Genomic DNA, 18212 nt, shown 5'->3' with positions numbered 1-18212 from the left:
GGGTTACCAACGGGGAACTGAAGTGTTCACGTCCGCGCACTGCGCGCGCTGGCGTAATAAATGGTCCATCAACACGATAGCCATCATCGCCTCGGCGATGGGCACGGCGCGAATACCCACGCAGGGATCGTGACGCCCACGGGTGACCATTTCCGTCGCTTCGCCCGTGCGGGTGATCGTGCGTCCCGGCACCATGATGCTGGACGTCGGCTTGAGCGCCAGATGCGCCACGACCGCCTGACCGCTGCTGATACCGCCCAGAATGCCGCCCGCATGATTACTCTGGAAACCGTCCGGCGTAATCTCGTCGCGGTTTTCGCTGCCGCGTTTCCCCACGACCGCAAAACCGTCGCCGATTTCGACGCCCTTCACGGCGTTGATGCTCATCAGCGCATGCGCCAAATCCGCATCCAGCCGGTCGAATACCGGCTCGCCCAGCCCCGCGGGCACGGACTCGGCCACCACCGTCACGCGTGCGCCGATAGAGTCGCCCTCTTTCTTCAACGCGCGCATCAGTTCATCCAGCGCTTCCAGCTTGGACGGATCGGGGCAGAAGAACGGGTTCTGTTCAACCTGATCCCACGCTTTCAGTTCACAGTGGATATCGCCCATCTGCGTCAAACAGCCGCGGATATTCACGCCGTGCTGGAGTTGCAGGTATTTCTTGGCGATCGCGCCCGCCGCGACGCGCATTGCCGTTTCACGCGCGGAAGAACGACCGCCGCCGCGATAGTCGCGCTGACCGTATTTCTGCTCGTAGGTGTAGTCGGCATGTCCGGGACGGAACAGATCTTTAATCGCGCTGTAGTCCTGCGAGCGCTGATCGGTATTTTCGATCAGTAGGCCAATGCTGGTCCCGGTCGTTACGCCGTCGAACACCCCAGACAAAATGCGCACCTGATCTGGCTCACGGCGCTGGGTGGTATAGCGAGAGGTGCCCGGACGACGACGGTCCAGATCGTGCTGCAAATCAGCTTCAGTTAATGGAATGCCCGGCGGAACGCCGTCCACCACACAACCCAAGGCAATACCGTGGGACTCACCAAAGGTGGTGACGCGGAAAAATTGCCCAATACTGTTTCCTGCCATCACGGCTCCTTTACTTCATTAAATAAGAGATCGTCAGGCGGGCTATCCGCGCCCGCATCCTGTCAATATGTTAGTCGCGATACAGGCTGAAGTGCGACTGGCATTCCAGCAGTTGTGCGCGAGTCAACATGAATACGCCATCGCCGCCGTGTTCGAATTCCAGCCAGGTAAACGGAATATCGGGATATTGGTCGATCAGATGCACCATGCTGTTGCCCACTTCGCAGATCAGCACGCCCTCTTCGCTGAGGTATTCGGTGGCGCGGGCCAGAATGCGACGTACCAGCTTCAGGCCATCGCTCCCGGCGGCCAGTCCCAGCTCAGGTTCATGGCGGAACTCGTCCGGCAGGTCCGCCATGTCTTCTTCATCGACATAAGGCGGATTGGTGACGATCAGATCGTAAGGCGTGGTCGGCAGGTCGCGGAACAGATCAGAACGGATCGGCGTGACGTGATGCTCCATGCCATGCTGTTCAATATTCTGCTCGGTTACCGACAGTACATCGCTGGAGATATCGACCGCGTCGACTTCCGCTTCCGGGAAAGCCTGCGCGCAGGCGATGGCGATGCAGCCGCTGCCGGTGCAGAGATCCAGAATATGATGCGGTTCGTGGTTCAACAGCGGTTCAAAGCCGTTATTAATCAGCTCACCAATCGGCGAGCGCGGCACCAACACGCGCTCATCGACGTAAAATTCCAGTCCGCAGAACCAGGCTTTGTTGGTGAGATAAGCGACGGGGATACGTTCGTTGATACGGCGGATCACGCGTTCCACAATGCGATGACGCTCGCCGGACGTCAGGCGGGCGCGGTACATGTCTTCGGGGATATCGAGGGGAAGATACAGACTCGGCAGCACCAGCTGCAGCGCCTCATCCCAAGAATTGTCGGTGCCATGACCGTAATAGACCTGTGCGGCGTTAAACCGGCTGACCGTCCAACGCAACATATCCTGAAGGGTATGCAGATCGTTGACCGCTTCATCGACGAAAATTTTGTCCAAGGTTGTCCTCCGCAGACATCTCTGAAAATCAAATTGCCGCCTAGTTTGCCATGAAGCCTGCGACAAATCAGCAGATATCACCGTCCTGCGGCCCCTCAAGCCTTAGCGGAGCGCGCAAGAAAAGGTACACTTAGGAAAAACTAAGGCAGAGTACAGCGCTGATGAAAAACAAATACAGGCTGGATGAGGAGGAGCAGGCGCTTTTTCGCGCTTCGGTCGCAGGCGCCAGACGTCTGACTCAGGACACCTATCGCTATCAACCGCCGCGCCGCAAACTCTCAGAAGTGCCGCCGCGTAAAGCCATGCAGGAGCAGCGCGACGCCTGCTTTTATTTTTCGGATGAGTTTCAACCGCTATTGGAAAATGACGGCCCGGTTCGCTACATTCGCTCCGGCGCCAGCCACTATGAATTGAAAAAGCTGCGCCGAGGGGATTATCCGCCGGAGCTGTTTTTGGATCTGCATGGCCTGACTCAACAGGAAGCCAAGCAGGAGCTGGGCGCGCTGCTGGCCGCCTGCCGCCGGGAGCATGTCTACTGCGCCTGCGTCATGCACGGCCATGGCAAACATATACTTAAACAGCAAACGCCGCTGTGGCTGGCTCAGCACCCCGACGTTGTGGCTTTCCATCAGGCCCCGCGCGAATTCGGCGGCGACGCTGCATTACTCGTACTGGTGACGCTCGATAGCAACGCCAGATAACGCTCCCAACATGTCGGCGGCAAATTGCCGCCCACCTGTTCTTCCATTTTCCCGTGGCGCATCTCGCCGCCCCTCAATGAATCTGACTCATGCGGCCTTTAGATCGCGGCAAAACCTTGTATGGCCAACATATGGCGTACGGGGGAAAACTCATCAGGGTGAATATGGGAGAGACGTCGTGCGGTGCCGGTATGCCCTGCTACAGGCATACCGACCGATGAGGCTTGAGCGGGCTTATTTATTTGGCTTTGGCGGCGTTAGCGACCAGCTGGGCCGGGCTGACCTGCCACTGGCATACACCTGCGCCGGAGGCGTCGAACTGAACGTCGGCCACGGCCGAGGTGGCGAACATCGGGGCCGTTTCTTGCGGACACAGTGCCGCGACCAGATAACCGACCAGCGGCAGATGCGAGATCACCAGCACTGCCCCCACACCCTGAGCCGCCAACACTTCCAGATAGTCACGTACCTGTTCAGCGCTGCCGCCCGGCGTCAGCTCCGGCAGGCACTCGTCCTTGACCGGCAGTTGCCATGCTTCCCTGACGGCCTGCAGCGTTTGCTGCGCGCGCAGGAATGGGCTGACCAGAACGCGGTCGACGTCGATACCCTGGCTAGACAACCAGGCGGCCATCTGACGAGATTCATCACATCCACGAGCACTGAGAGGACGAAGCGCATCACTGGCTGCGTCAGGTACGGCATCGCCGTGACGCATGATCAAAACTTGCATATTACACCGCTATATTAATGAAGAAGCTGTGCGCGTAACGAGGTAACAGGCGCAGCCGACGCTCGTGCATTCGGCTGTGCCTGACCGACGGAAACACACGGTTCAGGAGCTCATTGCTGGCGTTTTAACCAGACGGAAGCGCATTTTTTTACTCCAATTGGCTGCCGATAGCAACCGAACGCCCTTCTCCGGCGAACGATGAACACATGGCCGCGCAAAGAAGATTCTTTAAATTCATTACTTTTCAGCGAATTACAAAGATACGGTCCCATCGTCCACACAGAAAACAAAACATGGTGTTGTTTTTTGTGCCGATGAATATTCGCACTCTCACCACACGATCAGACATTGGCCTGCCTATTCAGACCGATATCTTCCAGCATAGTTCGGCGCGCGCTTCGCTGAGGATATTCTCACTGGAGAATCTCCTTCGGAAATCAGCACCATTTGACGTAAGGAGCGACGCCGGGAAGTCCGGCTGTCGCTATTCGGCGGGAAGCCCCTCCGAGACGAAAAGCTTAGCGCAGGCCCAGCTGGAAAATCAGGGTTTCCGCCTGGCAGGCGAAAGTGAAGTCGATATCCATCTTCACGCCGCCCTCTACGTCGGCGAACGTGCTGTCGATAACGCAGGGCTCGGATTCCACGGAACGAGCTTTGTCGGTCAGTACCTTTTGCATGGCTTCCGCTTCTGCGCGGTCAGCAAACACACGGCTGTACGAAGCGGTGCAGTCGGTATTGTCCATGATGGTACCGACATCGACACAGCAACAGGCGGCCGTTTCTTCAGCGCTGCATTTGTTTATTGGATTAGTCATTACAAGGCTCCTCTGCGGTCATACCTGAAGGGCAGGCATGTTCCGGATCGTAAAAGGTCATTTCGACATTATTTTACCCGTCGCATCGCCGGAGCACTAGGACTTACTGATACTAAGGACATTAGCGGCTCCTCCCTTTCACCTTTGTTTTCCCGCTACACCGTTGTCATCCCCCCTCGCCTGCGGAAATCCCTTAAATATCACTCCATTTATTTAACAAAATAAAAACAACTACAGATCGAAATATTGATAATCGAATCTTTTTGTAACTGGTCTGATTTGTCACAAAGAGTAGCCAACCTACAATGCGCGTCCTTTTGTTACAGTTTCACGAAGTAACAGCGCTCAATAACAAAATACAATGAGGTTTTGGTCATGCACCAGAAAGGCCTGCTGAAAAAAACATCGCTTGCTGTGGCTCTAGCGCTGTTATCCAGCCAAGCATCCGCCGCAGGTTTCCAGCTTAATGAATACTCCTCGTCCGGACTGGGACGCGCATTCTCAGGCGAAGGCGCCGTCGCTGATAACGCGACGTCCGGCAGCCGCAACCCGGCCACGATGGCCTTGTTTGACCGCCCCGCGTTCTCTATCGGTGCCATTTATATCGATCCGGACGTTAATCTGCAGGGTCAAAACTCTCTGACGGGCCGCGGGGATACCAGCGCTCACAACATCGCGCCAGCGCAATGGGTGCCTAACCTGCACTACATCATGCCGCTGAACGATCGCTGGTCCGTCGGCGCCTCCGCTGTCACTAACTATGGACTGTCGACGGAGTTTCCCTCCGACTACGCCGCGGGCTCTATCGGCGGCACGACCAAACTGCTGACTTCCAACCTTAATCTTAGCGCCGCTTATCGTCTGAACCCGCACTTCAGCCTTGGATTGGGCGTTGACGCGGTTTATGCGAAAGCAAAAATTGTGCGTACCGCAGGCGAGCTGGCGTATATCCCTGTCTCACGAGGCGGTCTGGCGGGCGTGGTTAACGGCCCTTCTTCCGAGATAGCGCATCTGGAAGGTGAAGAGTGGGGTTATGGCTGGAACGCCGGTCTTCTGTATGAAGTCGACAATAATAACCGCATGGGTCTGACCTATCGTTCCAAAGTCGATATCGACTTCAAGGGCGATTATAAAAACGATCTGCCTCGCATTATCGCCACCAACACCACAACGGGCACCGGCGGCGAATACATTCCTGGCGCGCTGACGCTGTCGCTGCCGGAAATGTGGGAGTTCTCCACCTACCACCGTGTCGCGCCGAAATGGGCAGTTCACTACAGCTTTACCTACACCCGTTGGAGTCAGTTCGAAGAACTGAGAGCCACCGGCAGCAATAATCAGCAGTTGTTCGAGAAGCAGGAACATTTCCGCGACGCGTATCGCATGGCGCTCGGCACGACTTACTATTACGATGACACCTGGACTTTCCGTACCGGCATCGCATTTGACGATAGCCCGGTACCGGCGGAGAACCGTTCTGTCTCGATCCCAGACCAGGACCGCTTCTGGATTAGCGCCGGAACCACCTATGCGTTTAACAAGGACGCCTCCGTCGATCTGGGCATCTCTTACATGCACGGGAAAACCGTGACCATTAACGAAAAAGTGGCTGACAACTCGCCGGCGACCTACAGCTTTACCTCGAAAGGCACCGCCTGGCTGTACGGCATCAACCTGAACTATCGCTTCTGATCGGTTCATCCCGCGCCAGCAGTTTTTCAGCGCGCGGTAACACTTCATGTATTCACGTCTTTGAGACGATCAAAAAAGGCCGCTTACGCGGCCTTTTTGACGAACAATTGAAGCAGAATCGGAATTACTCCGGTTTCACTTCCATGTAGTTCAGTTTCAGTGTGCTGCTGGTGTAGCTACGGATCTTGTTGGTCAGCTCAATATCGCCATCCAATTTTTCACCGTAAGAAGGAATGATTTCCTTCAGCTTAGCCTGCCATTCCGGCGTTGCGATTTGGGTCTTGAAGACCTTCTTCAGCACGTCCAGCATGATCGGCGCAGCGGTAGAAGCACCCGGAGAGGCGCCCAACAGCGCAGCGATAGTGCCATCCTGAGAGCTGACGATTTCAGTACCCAGTTTCAGCACGCCGCCTTTATCTGCGTCTTTCTTGATGACCTGTACACGCTGACCGGCAACGCTCAGCTTCCAGTCTTCTTTCTTCGCGTTCGGGAAGTATTCCTGCAACGCGGCGAAACGATCGTCGTCGTTCATCATCACCTGGCTGATCAGGTATTTCACCAGATCGAAGTTATCCAGACCAACATGCACCATCGGCATCAGGTTGGAGGTGCTGACTGATGCGAACAGATCCCACAGCGAACCATTTTTCAGGAATTTGCTGGAGAAGGTCGCGAACGGCCCAAACAGGACGACTTGTTTGCCGTTGAAGATACGGGTATCCAGATGCGGAACGGACATCGGCGGAGCCCCTACGGACGCTTTACCGTAGACTTTCGCCATGTGACGTTTCACAACTTCAGGATTATCCGTCACCAAGAACTCGCCGCCGACCGGGAAGCCGCCGTAGTTGTCTGCTTCAGGAATGCCGGATTTCTGCAGTAACTGCAGCGCCGCGCCGCCTGCGCCGATGAAGACAAATTTCGCTTTAATCACGCTTTCTTTGCCATCATTTTTCAGGTCGGCAACCACGACGTTCCAGGTGTTATCACTGTTACGTTTCAGGTCACGGACTTCATGATTCAGCTGCAAAGAGAAGTTCGGATTCTGCTTCATGGAGTCAACCAGCTGGCGTGTCACTTCGCCATAGTTAACGTCAGTACCAATCGGCATACGGGTAGCGGCGACTTTCTGATTCGGATCGCGGCCTTCCATTACCAGCGGAGCCCACTCTTTAATAGTGTTGGCGTCGTTGGTGAATTCCATACCGCGGAAAAGCGTGCTGTGCTGCAGTGCATTGTAGCGTTTGTGCAGGAAGTCGACGTTGTCGTCGCCCCAGACAAAGCTAATATGGGGAACGCTGTTGATAAAGGAGGTGGGATCCTTCATCACGTTATTTTTAACCTGATAGGACCAGAACTCGCGGGAGATTTCAAATGCTTCGCTGATTTCAACGGCTTTGACGATTTCGACCGAGCCATCGGGTTTTTCCGGGGTATAGTTCAACTCCATAAAAGCAGAGTGTCCGGTACCCGCATTATTCCAGCCGTTTGAACTTTCCTGGGCAACGTTATCCATACGCTCGACCATATTAATGGTCCAGTTGGGCTCCAACTCTTGCAGGTAGGTGCCCAATGTTGCACTCATAACGCCGCCGCCGATCAGTACTACATCCACGGTTTTATCCTCTTCTGCCACGGCAGATTGCGTTACTCCCATGATCCCTAAACAGAGGACCGAAATGAGTAGTTTTTTCATGCTTTACATCTCTTAATGTGAATTGTTATCCCTGCAGGTGAAACAAAGTCATCCCATCCCGACGAGCAAGATAACGGTACAGAAGTGGTGAAAGAGCAGTAAGACTGCTTTTGGTCAATTTTATGCTAGATCAAAACGAGTCTGGCTGCCCGTTCAGAGCTGCTGAAACGTCACTCTCACAAACAGGGTAGCATTATTGTTACATGGCTGATGAAAATAAATTTATGTAATTAAATAAACATTCAACAGACCGGTAACTTCTCACAAACAATCTCTTATGTGAAGATCTAAAAGACGAGTCTTGTAAAAACCACGAATTAGGGCGCCCGAAGGCGCCGCTAAACGGAAGGGCGAGGTGAGTATTTATTGCGCGTCGATTTCCTGAAGGCTGCCTTCAATTTCTTTGGCATTCGGGTTCACCGGCGGCGGCGCGGCTCCCCCACTCGCCAGGAAATCGTGGCGCTGGAAGTAGGCTTCACGCATCATCAGATAAGGGTCAGATGAGTTCTTCAGCAAACCATCGGAGTCCAGCAGTTGAGCGCGCGTCTCTAATCCTTCAATCATCCATTTACCCGCAGACATCCAAAATGTGAGGTAGCTTAACGGCGGGTAAAGCGTATCGACGAAATTCCCGCCGTCTTCACGCAGCGTTGCGCTGCCATATCCCGGCAACACTACGTAGGGGCCGTAGCCCACATCGTAATGCCCCAATGTGCTTCCGAAGCGACGAGGCTCTTCTTTTTTCGCCAGCTTAGGATTAGCCATCGTGGCGACATCAATCAGACCGCCCATCCCGACGATAGTATTAAGGAAGAAACGGTTGAAATGGATCATCGCTTCGTACGGTTTGCCTTCGGCGAAATAGTTCACCATCGCGGCCGGCTCCGACAGGTTATCGAAGAAGTTCGTCAAACCGTTACGGGCGGGATGCGGGACGTAATCACGCCAGACCACGGCAGCGGGTCGCACCAGATAAGGATCCAACAGATAGTAGTTAAAACTGAACATGCTTCGGTTGAAGCCTTCCAGAGGATCTGAACGCCCCTGCTGCGTGGTATCTCTGGAACTGGCGCACGCAACGAGCAACAGACTTGCTAAAACCACTCCCCCGAGGCGGAAATTCATAACCTTTCTCCCTGCTTAATTTTTGTATGCCCTTGTAAAAAGGCACCGTTTACCGACGAAGGCGGAAACGTCATGCCGCATTTAGTGTATCACCATACGGTAAATTCACGTCCGCTACGTTAACCGGCGACGCGATGCGACGTACGTCTTAACACCTCAGTAAGGCGGCTGACTCCGCCGGTTACAGCACGGATAAACAGGCCTGATGCGGATCTTCATGCTGAGCGGCATCAGCAAAGCCGTCAGGTGATCGCAGGCAGACCGCCATCCCCCAAACATCATTGAAGGACGTAAAAGCTAATACCACATTCTGTCCTCATGGATCATTAACACGAACTGCTGCCAGCGCTCTTTTTTACCCGGATGCGGCCTAAGGGATGGGTACGGCGTCATACCGAGAGTCCGACCGCGTTTGTGCTCCCCTTTCCCTCTCTCTGAAAAAACGGCGCGGCAATGAAGACTGACTATGCTTATAAGTCAGTTTCCGCCAACACGATGCTAACGGAAAAATTAGTTATGAATGATCCTCGTTCAAAGAACCATCGCAGCGTAGAGAGTCACGAAAGCCGTCAGGGACAAGACATCGTCGTGGATGAACATTCCCTGCCCTCCCCGGCCGCCGCTATCCATGAGCGTATCCGGCAGGAGGGTCAAAAAGAGCTGGTGCGAGATGGCCGAGCGCTTTTGTGGTCCGCCATCGCCGCCGGACTGTCGATGGGGACATCGCTTATCGCCATGGGCCTGCTTCACGCCGAGCTAAAGGGCGTGACGGGAGCGCACCTGCTGGAGAGTTTCGGTTACACCCTCGGCTTCATCATCGTCATCATGGCGCGTCAGCAGCTGTTTACGGAAAACACCGTCACGGCCGTACTGCCGATTATGCATCAACCCAGCATGCATAACTTTCGCCTGTTATTGCGTCTGTGGGGGATCGTGCTGTTCGGCAATCTTATCGGCACCGCACTGGCGGCGTTGGGGTACACTGCACTGCCCGTCTTTAGCGCGGAGGTGCGCCATGCATTCTCCGACATCGCCCTCCACGTGATGGAGAATCCCCCGGAGGAGATGTTCGCCAACGCCATGGTCTCCGGCTGGATCATCGCCACGATGGTGTGGATGCTGCCGAACGCCGGTAACGCGAAAATTCTGGTGATTATCATCATGACCTGGCTTATCTCCGCCAGCAGCCTGACGCATATTGTCGCAGGAGCCACTGAGATTTTTTATTTGGTCTTCAATCAGCAGCTGTCGTGGCAGGCATTTATCTGGCCCTTCGCGCTGCCGACGCTGGCAGGCAACATCATCGGCGGCACCTTTGTTTTCGCGCTGATCAGCCACGCTCAAATTCGTAGCGACCTGCCGGGCAAAGACAAAAAAGCCGTCAAACTTAACGATGAAAAGGATGAACTATCACGCTGAAGTGGTGGAGGATTGAGCAAACGCACTGCTAAGTGCTTATGGACGCGGCTAAATCGAGTATAATGCCCGCCAGCCGCGTCCCCATAGTTAAATGGATATAACGAGCCCCTCCTAAGGGCTAGTTGTAGGTTCGATTCCTGCTGGGGACGCCATCACAACGCGAATAGACGCGAACTCAAAAGAACCAATCCGCAATAAAACCCATTCAAACAAGCATCCATAGCGAACCGAAGAGAACTAAAGCGAATCGACTGTAACGCTATTTTGCGGGCATTTTTCAGGCATAGATAAATTCACATGGACAATATGCCCACATAAACAGATAGAGGCTGCAAAGCCGAAATCTATCGGGTATCGCCTTTCTGATTCTGGCCGCTTTTTTATTCATTACTCCTGCCAGTAAGAAAGTGTGGCGCCTGCGTTACCGTTTTGAAGGCAGAGAGAAGACGCTAGTCATAGGCAAATACCCATCAATATCGCTTGCTGAGGCTAGGGCTAAAGCATCCAAAGCAAAATTGATGATCAAGGCTGGAGGTTGACCTTGGCCCCAAATCAATGCAGTCATAAACTAGAGATCTTTGTCTTTTTGAAGACTTCGAATGAATTCAGCCTGAGTCATGTCATTTAAGGATGAATGCGTTCTCTCATGGATCGATCTGCGTCAAGGCTGGACGCTGCTGGCGACATGCTGCACTGACATGCCTGCGAGGGCGTTTTCTGCGCAAATTGAGGCCTTTCAAGGCAATAAATACGTTTTTTTCTTATGGTTAACCCGCCAGTCCTCGCGCCGCAACTGGATATGAATACGCGGACATCCATACCGTATCCGGGTTCCGCTATCACTCGGATGCGTTGGGTGATTGCCCGATCATCACGCCAACTCTGCCAGTGGTAGACAGTTCTGCTCTGCATCATCAGGCCGCATCCCCGGCGGACACTGATACGATAAGCTTCCAGCAGGAAATGCACCGCTTGACGCTTCTGAGCCGGCCTCAGAACTTTCGCTTCAATATCTCCTGAAGCATCTCCTTGCCCAGTCTCAGGTCTACCACCAGCTTCTTCAGGCGCTGATTTTAATCCTCCAACTGCCGCAGACGTCGCAGTTCGTCACGCCCAGCCCGGCGAATTTCTTCTTCCAATTGTGAAAAGTGGCCTCAGAGATCCCCATCTTTCTGCAGACTTCCCCGACGCGGGTACCAGTTTCGGCCTGCTTTAGCGCAAACGCAATTTGTTCTTTTGTATTACGGGTCTTTTTCATGGCAATGAGCCTCTCTGGGGGATAGAAGAAAGACCGAATAATACTTCAGTCTAGACTGGCACTGTTTTTAAGGAAAGAGCACGGGCAGACGTGGCGGGGATATGGGCGCGCGCGAATACATAGTGTAGCGAATTGAGCTGTTCATTTTGTTAGGAGATCATCTAGGCATATAACTAGCAATACAGATTGAACATCACAAAACATTAGCCATATGAATGTTTAATCAATTAATATATTTTATTAGTATATGTCAATCGTCCTTTTCTGTTTTTAACATCAATTTAATGATTTGTTATAACATAGATGGAGCTAACGACCGTGGCTACAGTTGAACTACATTACGATGGGAAAATCGCTGAAGACCATCAGATATCATTAAGAACTTTATCTAAAAGCTTAGGGCATTTACAAAGTTCTTTAGATAGGGCTTATCTCGATATTAAACATGGTAATCTTTGGAAGTATGCCAAAATGCGCCATGAATATTATGAAGATGTCGAACTTCTCGTACAGCAGCCACGTGAAGGTGGCTATATTATTGATTTCATCTCGAGCAAAGAGATAACGAAAAAAGTTGTTAAAAGAGTTTCATCTGCAATACATAACGCTCTTGAGGAGGCCGAAAACGGTGGTTTAGATAATGCTGGAACAATCAGTAGAGATCTGGAAACCAAAAGAGCACAAATTGCTGGAAATCAGCTTGAACCAAAAGATTACCAACAATTATTAGAGAGGCCAGACCAAGCTGTAACTAGAAGATATGGCGATAGAGCTATTGTAAGAGAGATTGACCAAATGCTTGCAATCGTCCGTTCTCGCCATTCTGGTGATAGTACACTGGAAATTTCGCTGACATCAGACTCGACTCAGACATACGAGTTTAATCGAAAAAAAGCCAATGATTTTCATCGTGTAGTAACGCAAAAAAAACTTGGCGACCCGGTGATTTATCAAGCTAGGATTTCGGAGATGGATATGCACCATCTTTCTGCTAAAATGATGAATAAGTTCAATGGTTCAATAAGTACATTAAGGTTTGCAAGTAAAGAAGATTTTCAGGAAGTCATTCTTTATTTTCAACGTGAAGAAGATATTTATTTCCTAGGGGCACCATATATTGAATATGGCGCATTTGATCCTTCTTCAGGAGACGTGTATTTTATACAGGTGCGTTAATGGATGAATTAGCAAAATCGATTCAAGAGAAATATATTGATGATTTAACATCAAGATATCCACTGCATAGGTTCTTTATGCTTTTTATAGTGGCGTTTTTTATGTCAAACTATAATATTGGAAATACAAATATTTATGAAATCATGTCAAAAACTTCCGTTAAGGAATTTTTTGATTTCAAAGATGGTTTTTTATCGAAGGTGACAATTATACAATTCTTAATGGCGCTGGTAATAGTATGTTTTTTAAGTGTGGCATATAGAAAAATAAACGCTTTTTTTTTACTACACTAACAAACTTTCACAATTTTGAAAACTACACCTCGAAAGTAACAAAAAAGTATGAGGCAGCAAAGAGAAATGATGCTTATGATTTTTTTGTTGTCAAAGAAATTGACAGAAAAATAGAGGTGAAAAAAATTGAATTAAGAACTAAATCCATAACTTCTGAGCTTTGTATAACCCTGCTGATTTGTATAATTTGGGCTGGTCTATTATCACCCATAAACTTATTAGTGTTTTTTTTATTGTTCTTTTCATTCATTACATTACAGTGGAGAATGTATAAATTTTACATTATTCAGTTTTTTCCATTATACGTAGCAAAAAAATATTTACTTAACGAGGATATTTCATTTGAAACAGGCTATAAGGACTAGTGAGGATAGCTGTATAGTACCGTCTGAAAACATTCACGGTAGAAATTTTTTTGTATTTTGAGCGATGATAATGATTATGGGGTCACTATAGCCTCATCGCACTGAAAAGAGACCGTTTGGCACATTGCTGGTGCCCTCCCAAAAAAATAATAAAAGTCAAATTTATATGTAAATTTTAGATTCCTGTTGGGACGCCAGTCGTTCATTGATCTACCGACCTACTTGCCCGTAAATCCCTTCAGTACAAAACTCGCCGTAAAACATGCGTTCGGTTTTGGCCTCTATGTCTGTTAGCTACGCGGTTTCAAGCATGGGGTAAGAGAATGGAACGAACTCGATCGAAAGATGATGGATGTTCAAGATTAAGCGCCGCCCGTTTTTCACCAGTCATAAGGAAAAGATCATCGCAGTGTGATGTGAACTATTCCTCACTTAACGTCACCAATATGCTGATGTTATCTTTCGGAATATTAATGAAGTGAAGTGCCCACTTTATAGCCTTGCTACATCCCCGATGGACGTTTCTCAGTATCAACCACAATGACATACCGTTAGCAAATATTGATATAAAAGCAGCCAACCCATTGTTCTCAAAATGAGTCTTTTTTTTGATATAAGACGATGCGACCACCATTGGACGAAAATAAAATTTCACATAGCCGAATTTTTATTTGGATATTGTCATTGTTATCTATTTCTTATTGACTAGTTATATAAATAGCGTAGATATTAATTTGCCAAAGGGATAAAACAATTTCTTTTGTTCGACTATACCACCCAGGATAGTTCAAGGAGTAACTATGTCTAACATGATATATTTAAAGTTAACGGGTAAAAAGCAAGGCTTGATATCTGAAGGTTGCTCAAGCATACACTCCGCTGGGAACCGATTTCACCTATCCCATGACAATGAAATATCTATCTGCAAACTGATAAATACATTATCGCTGGAGAGCCATGATACCTTCCGTCATCTAGACATAATAAAACCCATTGACAAATCGACGCCGCTTTTAGCCAATGCATTGAATAAAAAAGAGCGTCTACTCTGCGAGTTTTTATTTTACCGAACGGCTGAATACGGTAGAAGTGAGCTGTATTTCAAATTAATTTTACAGAACGCCATCGTAACGGACATTCGCTTTGTTTATCCTAACTCAATGTTAAATATGGATTGCAATCCACAAGAGAGCGTCTCCTTCGCCTACACTTCGGCCATCTTCGAGCATGAAAAGGGGCAAACCCGCTCCCTGCCACTAGGAAATAAACTCATACAACAAAGTGATTATATTTAGAAAAAGGATAGCTAAACAGACGCAAAAATGGGCAGCGCTATTATCAGTCATTTTTATTCTGGGTGAGAATTCCGCAATATAAAAACACGATGAGAGAATCATATAATTCACAGCGTGATTGATTAATTTTATTGATTAATTAAGTTTTCAATTAAATCCATCATGTGAAAATAACATAATTCATCTATCGGAAAAGCCTAACGTTGCACAGCCTATTCTTTAAGATAAAACTGACGTTTGTCTTAATAAAATAGGACAGCGATTTATATATCGTCGATTCATCGTGCTGAACGCATCACCTAATAAATGTTAGCCAATGAATCTATTAAAAATTGTGAAATAACTGAGACTACACGCATCAATATCACAAACGAACGAGTGGATTCCGTGCCAACGGTATCCACTCTTCATCTCAGGCTCGCCCCATCTCCCCCTTTACGGTTGGCAATCGACTACATTATCTTAGCCATCGAATTATACGGCGGCGCGAGGGTCGAAGAGACCTGTAGCAGAACCGTTCCTCTCATCAGCAAGGTGCTAACCATGAAACTTTTCATCTATGAACACTGCCCGTTTTGCGTTAAAGCCAGAATGATTTTCGGTCTGAAGGCGATCCCTCATGAGCTGTCCGTCATTATGGAAGGCGATGCCGATACGCCGACCCGCATGGTCGGGCGCAAGGTCGTGCCGATACTGCAAAAAGAGGATGGCAGCTACATGCCGGAAAGCATGGATATCGTGCATTACGTCGATGCGATCCAAGCGCCGCTGATTGTCGACAAGCCGGTAAACCCCGCCCTCGAAGCCTGGAGCAAAGCGGCCTCGGGTCCGCTATTCAAACTGGCGGTGCCTCGTTTTACCCAGGCAGACTTTAAAGAGCTGGCGACGCCCGAAGCGCGTGAAGCCTATCGTCTCCGAGAAGAAAAAGCCTTTGGCGATCTGGACGCGCTGATGGCGCAGACGCCTGAGCTGGTCGCCAACGTCGAACAACAGCTCGCTGAGCTGGAGCCCTTGCTGGCAGAGGCAACGGCCATCTCCACCAGCGACTTCGTTCTGTTCCCGGTGCTGCGCTCCCTGAGCATCGTCAAGGGTATTCAGTTTGGCCCGAACGTGGCCGCCTACCTCAAGCGCGTCTCTGACGCCACGCAGGTCGACCTGCTGACCGCGAAAGCGCTGTAAGCGCCGGGGCCTCACCATCGGGTGGGGTCTCCCGATATCAATCCCTCGGGCGGCGTCGGCCCAAACCAGACGCCGCCGTCGTTGTGCTACAGTAAGCGCCACGGCCGGACACAGAGCGAAGATTCAAGATGGAACGTTTGGACTGCGATCGCATGTTTGTGGCGATTTACGAGCTGGGGAGCTTTTCCCGGGCCGCGGAGCGACTGGAAACCAGCGCCGCTCAGGCGTCGAGGCTGATGACCCGGCTGGAATCCTATCTCGGAGTGCAGCTGTTCAAGCGCACCACGCGCGCGCTATCTCCCACCGATGTCGGCAAGGTGTATTACGAACGTATCCGCCATCTGCTGGAAGAGCTGGATATGCTGGACGTGTCCATCCGCAACGAGGCCGCCGCACCGTCTGGCCGCCTGCGGCTTTCCGCTCCCATCACCTTTGGCACCGCCCAGCTCTCGCGGGTGCTGACCGACTTCGCTTGTCGTTACCCCGAAATTCAACTGGACGTCAACTTCGCCGATCGGTTGGTGCATCTGGTGGACGAAGGCTACGATCTGGCTGTCCGTATCGGAAAACTCTCCGACAGCAGCATGATGGCGCGCAAGCTCTGCGACGCCCGCATTATCTGCGTCGCGTCCCCGGAATATCTGGCGCGACAGGGTACGCCGGACTCCCCGGAAGCCTGTTAAATCACCGCTGCATCGTGGATACCAATTTTCAGGACCCGTACAGTTGGACCTTCCGCGTCGCGGGAGGAACCCAGAGCATCGCCATCCCCGGTCGGCTCTATTTCTCCAATGCGGAAGCCTGCCTGACGGCCGCTAAGCAAGGGCTGGGCATCACTCGCGTCCCCAGCTTTGTCGCGGGAAACAGCCTGCGAAACGGAGAGGTCGTGCCGCTGCTGCAAGCGTTGGAAATGCCCCCGATGGGGATCTACGTGGTCTATCCCGCCGCGCGGGCGCTGCCCGCCAAAGTCCGCGCTCTGATTAATTTCCTGGTCGAACGTTATGACGGTGCGCCGCCGTGGGATCAAGGGGGGTCGGCATTATTGCCTAAAACGTAATAATTAATCGCAGTTTGCCCACTTAATGCGCAGAACGGAAATAGTATAGTGATTCCACACAACGCTTAATCGAAGGGTATTCATCATGATTGATAATAAAACGGCCCCCTATGCCGCACTGCTGCTGCGCGTCGTACTCAGCATCCTGTTCTTCGCTCACGTCGGCCTGAAAATTTTCGTTTTCACGCCGGCGGGAACAGCCCAGTTCTTTGCCTCTTTAGGGCTGCCCGGCTGGCTCGCCTATGTCACCATCGCGTGGGAGCTATTCACGGCCGTCACCCTGCTGCTAGGGATCCGGTGCCGGGCCACCGCACTGGTGTCTATCCCGATTTTACTCGGCGCGATATTCACCGTGCATGGTCCAGCGGGCTTCTTCTTCAATAACCCAAACGGCGGCTGGGAATTCCCTGCGCTCTGGATCGTCGGCCTGATCGCGCTGGCGCTGATCGGCGACGGCCCTTACGCGCTGAAACCAACGAGCTCGCGTAAAGCCTAATCCCCCTTTATCCGGGGCCTGTGCCTCACGCCAGCCCCGGTGCTATGCTGTCTCTTGCCACTGCTGCGCTCTGCCGCAGCGGATTTATCTACAGCGAGGGACCGTATGGATAATGCACTGATCATTTTTTTGCACGGCATTGGCGGTTACGGCCGCTATTTCGCCTCCGTGGCCACGCGTTGGCAACAGCAATGGCCAACCGCGCACTTCGCCCTTCCCGATGGCCCTTTTCCCTTCACGCAAGGCGACGGGTTTCAATGGTTTGATATCGATGACGACACGCCCGACCGCCGCTGCGCCCGCATCGCCGCCGCTCGAGCCTCTTTTGATGCCATCATTCAGAAAGCGATAGACCAATATCAGATGACTGACCGCCCGGAACGGGTCGCGCTGGTCGGGTTTTCTCAGGGCGCAATCATGGCGCTGGATACGTTGGCCTCGGACCGCTGCCCCTATGGCGCGATTGTCGCGTTCTCCGGCTATCTGCCTGCCTGTCCTGACGCCCGTTTGACGCGCCGCACACCGGTCTCACTGATACATGGCATGGCGGACGGAAAACTGCCCTGGCAGCATAGCCAGCAAACGGAACGTGCATTGACGCAGGCCGGGGTTGACTGCGAACTACACCTGCTGCCGAACGTCGATCACCGTGTCTCCGTCGCGGGCGCCAACCTTGCCAGCGACTTCCTCGCCCGCGTCATGCGTTAATCACTCTCCGGCGAGGCGTCGCCGGGGATTTCAAGTTGTACGTCACCGTGGTTATCGTTTACTCTCCCTCCCGAATCCGAGCACTACCTTGTCCGTATCAGGAGGAGTCTGACGG

Annotated in this window: 17 protein-coding genes, 1 tRNA gene and 2 pseudogenes; 12 read left to right on the top strand and 8 right to left on the bottom strand. The window is 51.5% G+C overall.

All coding sequences use genetic code 11. The features are described from left to right. Nucleotides 1-3: 3 nt before the first annotated feature. Both aroC and prmB read right to left on the bottom strand, forming a co-directional pair. The gene (gene aroC / locus AU509_RS00635; protein WP_085652086.1) at nt 4-1089 is read right to left on the bottom strand and encodes a chorismate synthase; all 1086 of its coding nucleotides are present in this window, start codon (nt 1087-1089) and stop codon (nt 4-6) included. Nucleotides 1090-1159: 70 nt separating this feature from the next. Beyond that, a complete protein-coding gene (prmB, locus tag AU509_RS00630) occupies nt 1160-2092 on the bottom strand; it encodes a 50S ribosomal protein L3 N(5)-glutamine methyltransferase (protein WP_094117395.1) in 933 nt (310 codons plus the stop codon). A gap of 161 nt (nt 2093-2253) precedes the next feature. On the opposite strand from prmB, the gene smrB reads away from it, so the two are divergent. Next, nucleotides 2254-2793 (top strand): endonuclease SmrB, encoded by a 540-nt coding sequence (gene smrB, locus AU509_RS00625; protein WP_094117394.1) that lies wholly within the window; start codon nt 2254-2256, stop codon nt 2791-2793. 238 nt (nt 2794-3031) lie between these two features. On the opposite strand, the gene sixA is transcribed toward smrB, so the two are convergent. Then, nucleotides 3032-3523 (bottom strand): phosphohistidine phosphatase SixA, encoded by a 492-nt coding sequence (gene sixA, locus AU509_RS00620; protein WP_085652089.1) that lies wholly within the window; start codon nt 3521-3523, stop codon nt 3032-3034. 518 nt (nt 3524-4041) lie between these two features. After that, complete coding sequence (locus tag AU509_RS00615; RefSeq protein ID WP_085652090.1) at nt 4042-4338, bottom strand: YfcZ/YiiS family protein; 297 nt, start codon at nt 4336-4338, stop codon at nt 4042-4044. 375 nt (nt 4339-4713) lie between these two features. Between AU509_RS00615 and fadL the strand changes: the two genes are divergently transcribed. Beyond that, the gene (gene fadL / locus AU509_RS00610) at nt 4714-6030 is read left to right on the top strand and encodes a long-chain fatty acid transporter FadL (RefSeq protein WP_094117393.1); all 1317 of its coding nucleotides are present in this window, start codon (nt 4714-4716) and stop codon (nt 6028-6030) included. Nucleotides 6031-6154: 124 nt separating this feature from the next. Here the strand turns inward: fadL and mqo are convergent, their stop codons facing one another. The 3 genes from mqo to AU509_RS18365 form a co-directional block, all read right to left on the bottom strand. Next, nucleotides 6155-7726, bottom strand: a complete 1572-nt coding sequence (mqo, locus tag AU509_RS00605; protein WP_085652092.1) for a malate dehydrogenase (quinone) — start codon at nt 7724-7726, stop codon at nt 6155-6157. Nucleotides 7727-8089: 363 nt separating this feature from the next. Further along, nucleotides 8090-8851 (bottom strand): phospholipid-binding lipoprotein MlaA, encoded by a 762-nt coding sequence (gene mlaA, locus AU509_RS00600; RefSeq protein ID WP_085652093.1) that lies wholly within the window; start codon nt 8849-8851, stop codon nt 8090-8092. Between the two features lie 181 nt (nt 8852-9032). Continuing rightward, complete coding sequence (locus AU509_RS18365) at nt 9033-9158, bottom strand: hypothetical protein (protein ID WP_254901487.1); 126 nt, start codon at nt 9156-9158, stop codon at nt 9033-9035. A 209-nt stretch (nt 9159-9367) separates the two neighbouring features. Here AU509_RS18365 and AU509_RS00595 point away from each other — a divergent pair, with 209 nt between their 5' ends. The 3 genes from AU509_RS00595 to AU509_RS18360 all read left to right on the top strand — a co-directional run bounded on the left by AU509_RS00595 (nt 9368) and on the right by AU509_RS18360 (nt 10809). After that, on the top strand, nt 9368-10270 hold the full coding sequence (locus AU509_RS00595; protein ID WP_094117392.1) for a formate/nitrite transporter family protein: 903 nt from the start codon (nt 9368-9370) through the stop codon (nt 10268-10270). A gap of 77 nt (nt 10271-10347) precedes the next feature. Continuing rightward, nucleotides 10348-10422: transfer RNA gene (locus AU509_RS00590), tRNA-Arg, on the top strand. Between the two features lie 255 nt (nt 10423-10677). Continuing rightward, entirely contained in the window at nt 10678-10809 is a 132-nt protein-coding gene (locus AU509_RS18360; RefSeq protein WP_244200974.1) for an Arm DNA-binding domain-containing protein, read from the top strand. Between the two features lie 111 nt (nt 10810-10920). On the opposite strand, the pseudogene AU509_RS00580 reads toward AU509_RS18360, so the two are convergent. Then, a pseudogene (locus AU509_RS00580) lies at nt 10921-11528 on the bottom strand (transposase); the annotation flags it as partial. A gap of 318 nt (nt 11529-11846) precedes the next feature. On the opposite strand from AU509_RS00580, the gene AU509_RS00575 reads away from it, so the two are divergent. From AU509_RS00575 to AU509_RS00545, 7 genes and pseudogenes are all read left to right on the top strand, one after another. Next, nucleotides 11847-12704 carry a hypothetical protein gene (locus tag AU509_RS00575; protein WP_244200975.1) on the top strand — a complete coding sequence of 286 codons (858 nt, stop codon included), beginning with the start codon at nt 11847-11849 and terminating at the stop codon, nt 12702-12704. After that, on the top strand, nt 12704-12997 hold the full coding sequence (locus AU509_RS00570; RefSeq protein ID WP_094117390.1) for a hypothetical protein: 294 nt from the start codon (nt 12704-12706) through the stop codon (nt 12995-12997). Before AU509_RS00575 ends, AU509_RS00570 begins: the two co-directional genes overlap by 1 nt. Before the next feature lie 1165 nt (nt 12998-14162). Further along, nucleotides 14163-14657 (top strand): type VI secretion system tube protein TssD, encoded by a 495-nt coding sequence (tssD, locus tag AU509_RS00565; protein ID WP_094117389.1) that lies wholly within the window; start codon nt 14163-14165, stop codon nt 14655-14657. A 543-nt stretch (nt 14658-15200) separates the two neighbouring features. Further along, nucleotides 15201-15836, top strand: a complete 636-nt coding sequence (gene grxB / locus AU509_RS00560; RefSeq protein ID WP_094117388.1) for a glutaredoxin 2 — start codon at nt 15201-15203, stop codon at nt 15834-15836. A gap of 128 nt (nt 15837-15964) precedes the next feature. Continuing rightward, a pseudogene (locus AU509_RS19000) lies at nt 15965-16893 on the top strand (LysR family transcriptional regulator). An 85-nt stretch (nt 16894-16978) separates the two neighbouring features. Then, a complete protein-coding gene (locus tag AU509_RS00550; RefSeq protein ID WP_094117387.1) occupies nt 16979-17389 on the top strand; it encodes a DoxX family protein in 411 nt (136 codons plus the stop codon). A 105-nt stretch (nt 17390-17494) separates the two neighbouring features. After that, nucleotides 17495-18097, top strand: a complete 603-nt coding sequence (locus AU509_RS00545; RefSeq protein ID WP_085652215.1) for an alpha/beta hydrolase — start codon at nt 17495-17497, stop codon at nt 18095-18097. The last annotated feature ends 115 nt before the right edge of the window (nt 18098-18212 follow it).

It is taken from the genome of Lonsdalea britannica (assembly GCF_002111595.1).
In the GTDB taxonomy this organism is placed as follows: Bacteria; Pseudomonadota; Gammaproteobacteria; order Enterobacterales; family Enterobacteriaceae; genus Lonsdalea; species Lonsdalea britannica.
The sequence above is the reverse complement of the archived record's forward strand: the minus strand, read 5'-3'. Positions and strand labels throughout refer to the sequence as shown.

Bases quoted from the DNA above. Each gene is read 5' to 3' on its own strand.
- aroC (WP_085652086.1), bottom strand. From the start codon at position 1,089: ATGGCAGGAAACAGTATTGGGCAATTTTTCCGCGTCACCACCTTTGGT.
- smrB (WP_094117394.1), top strand. From the start codon at position 2,254: ATGAAAAACAAATACAGGCTGGATGAGGAGGAGCAGGCGCTTTTTCGC.
- sixA (WP_085652089.1), bottom strand. From the start codon at position 3,523: ATGCAAGTTTTGATCATGCGTCACGGCGATGCCGTACCTGACGCAGCC.
- AU509_RS00615 (WP_085652090.1), bottom strand. From the start codon at position 4,338: ATGACTAATCCAATAAACAAATGCAGCGCTGAAGAAACGGCCGCCTGT.
- fadL (WP_094117393.1), top strand. From the start codon at position 4,714: ATGCACCAGAAAGGCCTGCTGAAAAAAACATCGCTTGCTGTGGCTCTA.
- mqo (WP_085652092.1), bottom strand. From the start codon at position 7,726: ATGAAAAAACTACTCATTTCGGTCCTCTGTTTAGGGATCATGGGAGTA.
- mlaA (WP_085652093.1), bottom strand. From the start codon at position 8,851: ATGAATTTCCGCCTCGGGGGAGTGGTTTTAGCAAGTCTGTTGCTCGTT.
- AU509_RS00595 (WP_094117392.1), top strand. From the start codon at position 9,368: ATGAATGATCCTCGTTCAAAGAACCATCGCAGCGTAGAGAGTCACGAA.
- AU509_RS00570 (WP_094117390.1), top strand. From the start codon at position 12,704: ATGGATGAATTAGCAAAATCGATTCAAGAGAAATATATTGATGATTTA.
- tssD (WP_094117389.1), top strand. From the start codon at position 14,163: ATGTCTAACATGATATATTTAAAGTTAACGGGTAAAAAGCAAGGCTTG.
- grxB (WP_094117388.1), top strand. From the start codon at position 15,201: ATGAAACTTTTCATCTATGAACACTGCCCGTTTTGCGTTAAAGCCAGA.
- AU509_RS00550 (WP_094117387.1), top strand. From the start codon at position 16,979: ATGATTGATAATAAAACGGCCCCCTATGCCGCACTGCTGCTGCGCGTC.
- AU509_RS00545 (WP_085652215.1), top strand. From the start codon at position 17,495: ATGGATAATGCACTGATCATTTTTTTGCACGGCATTGGCGGTTACGGC.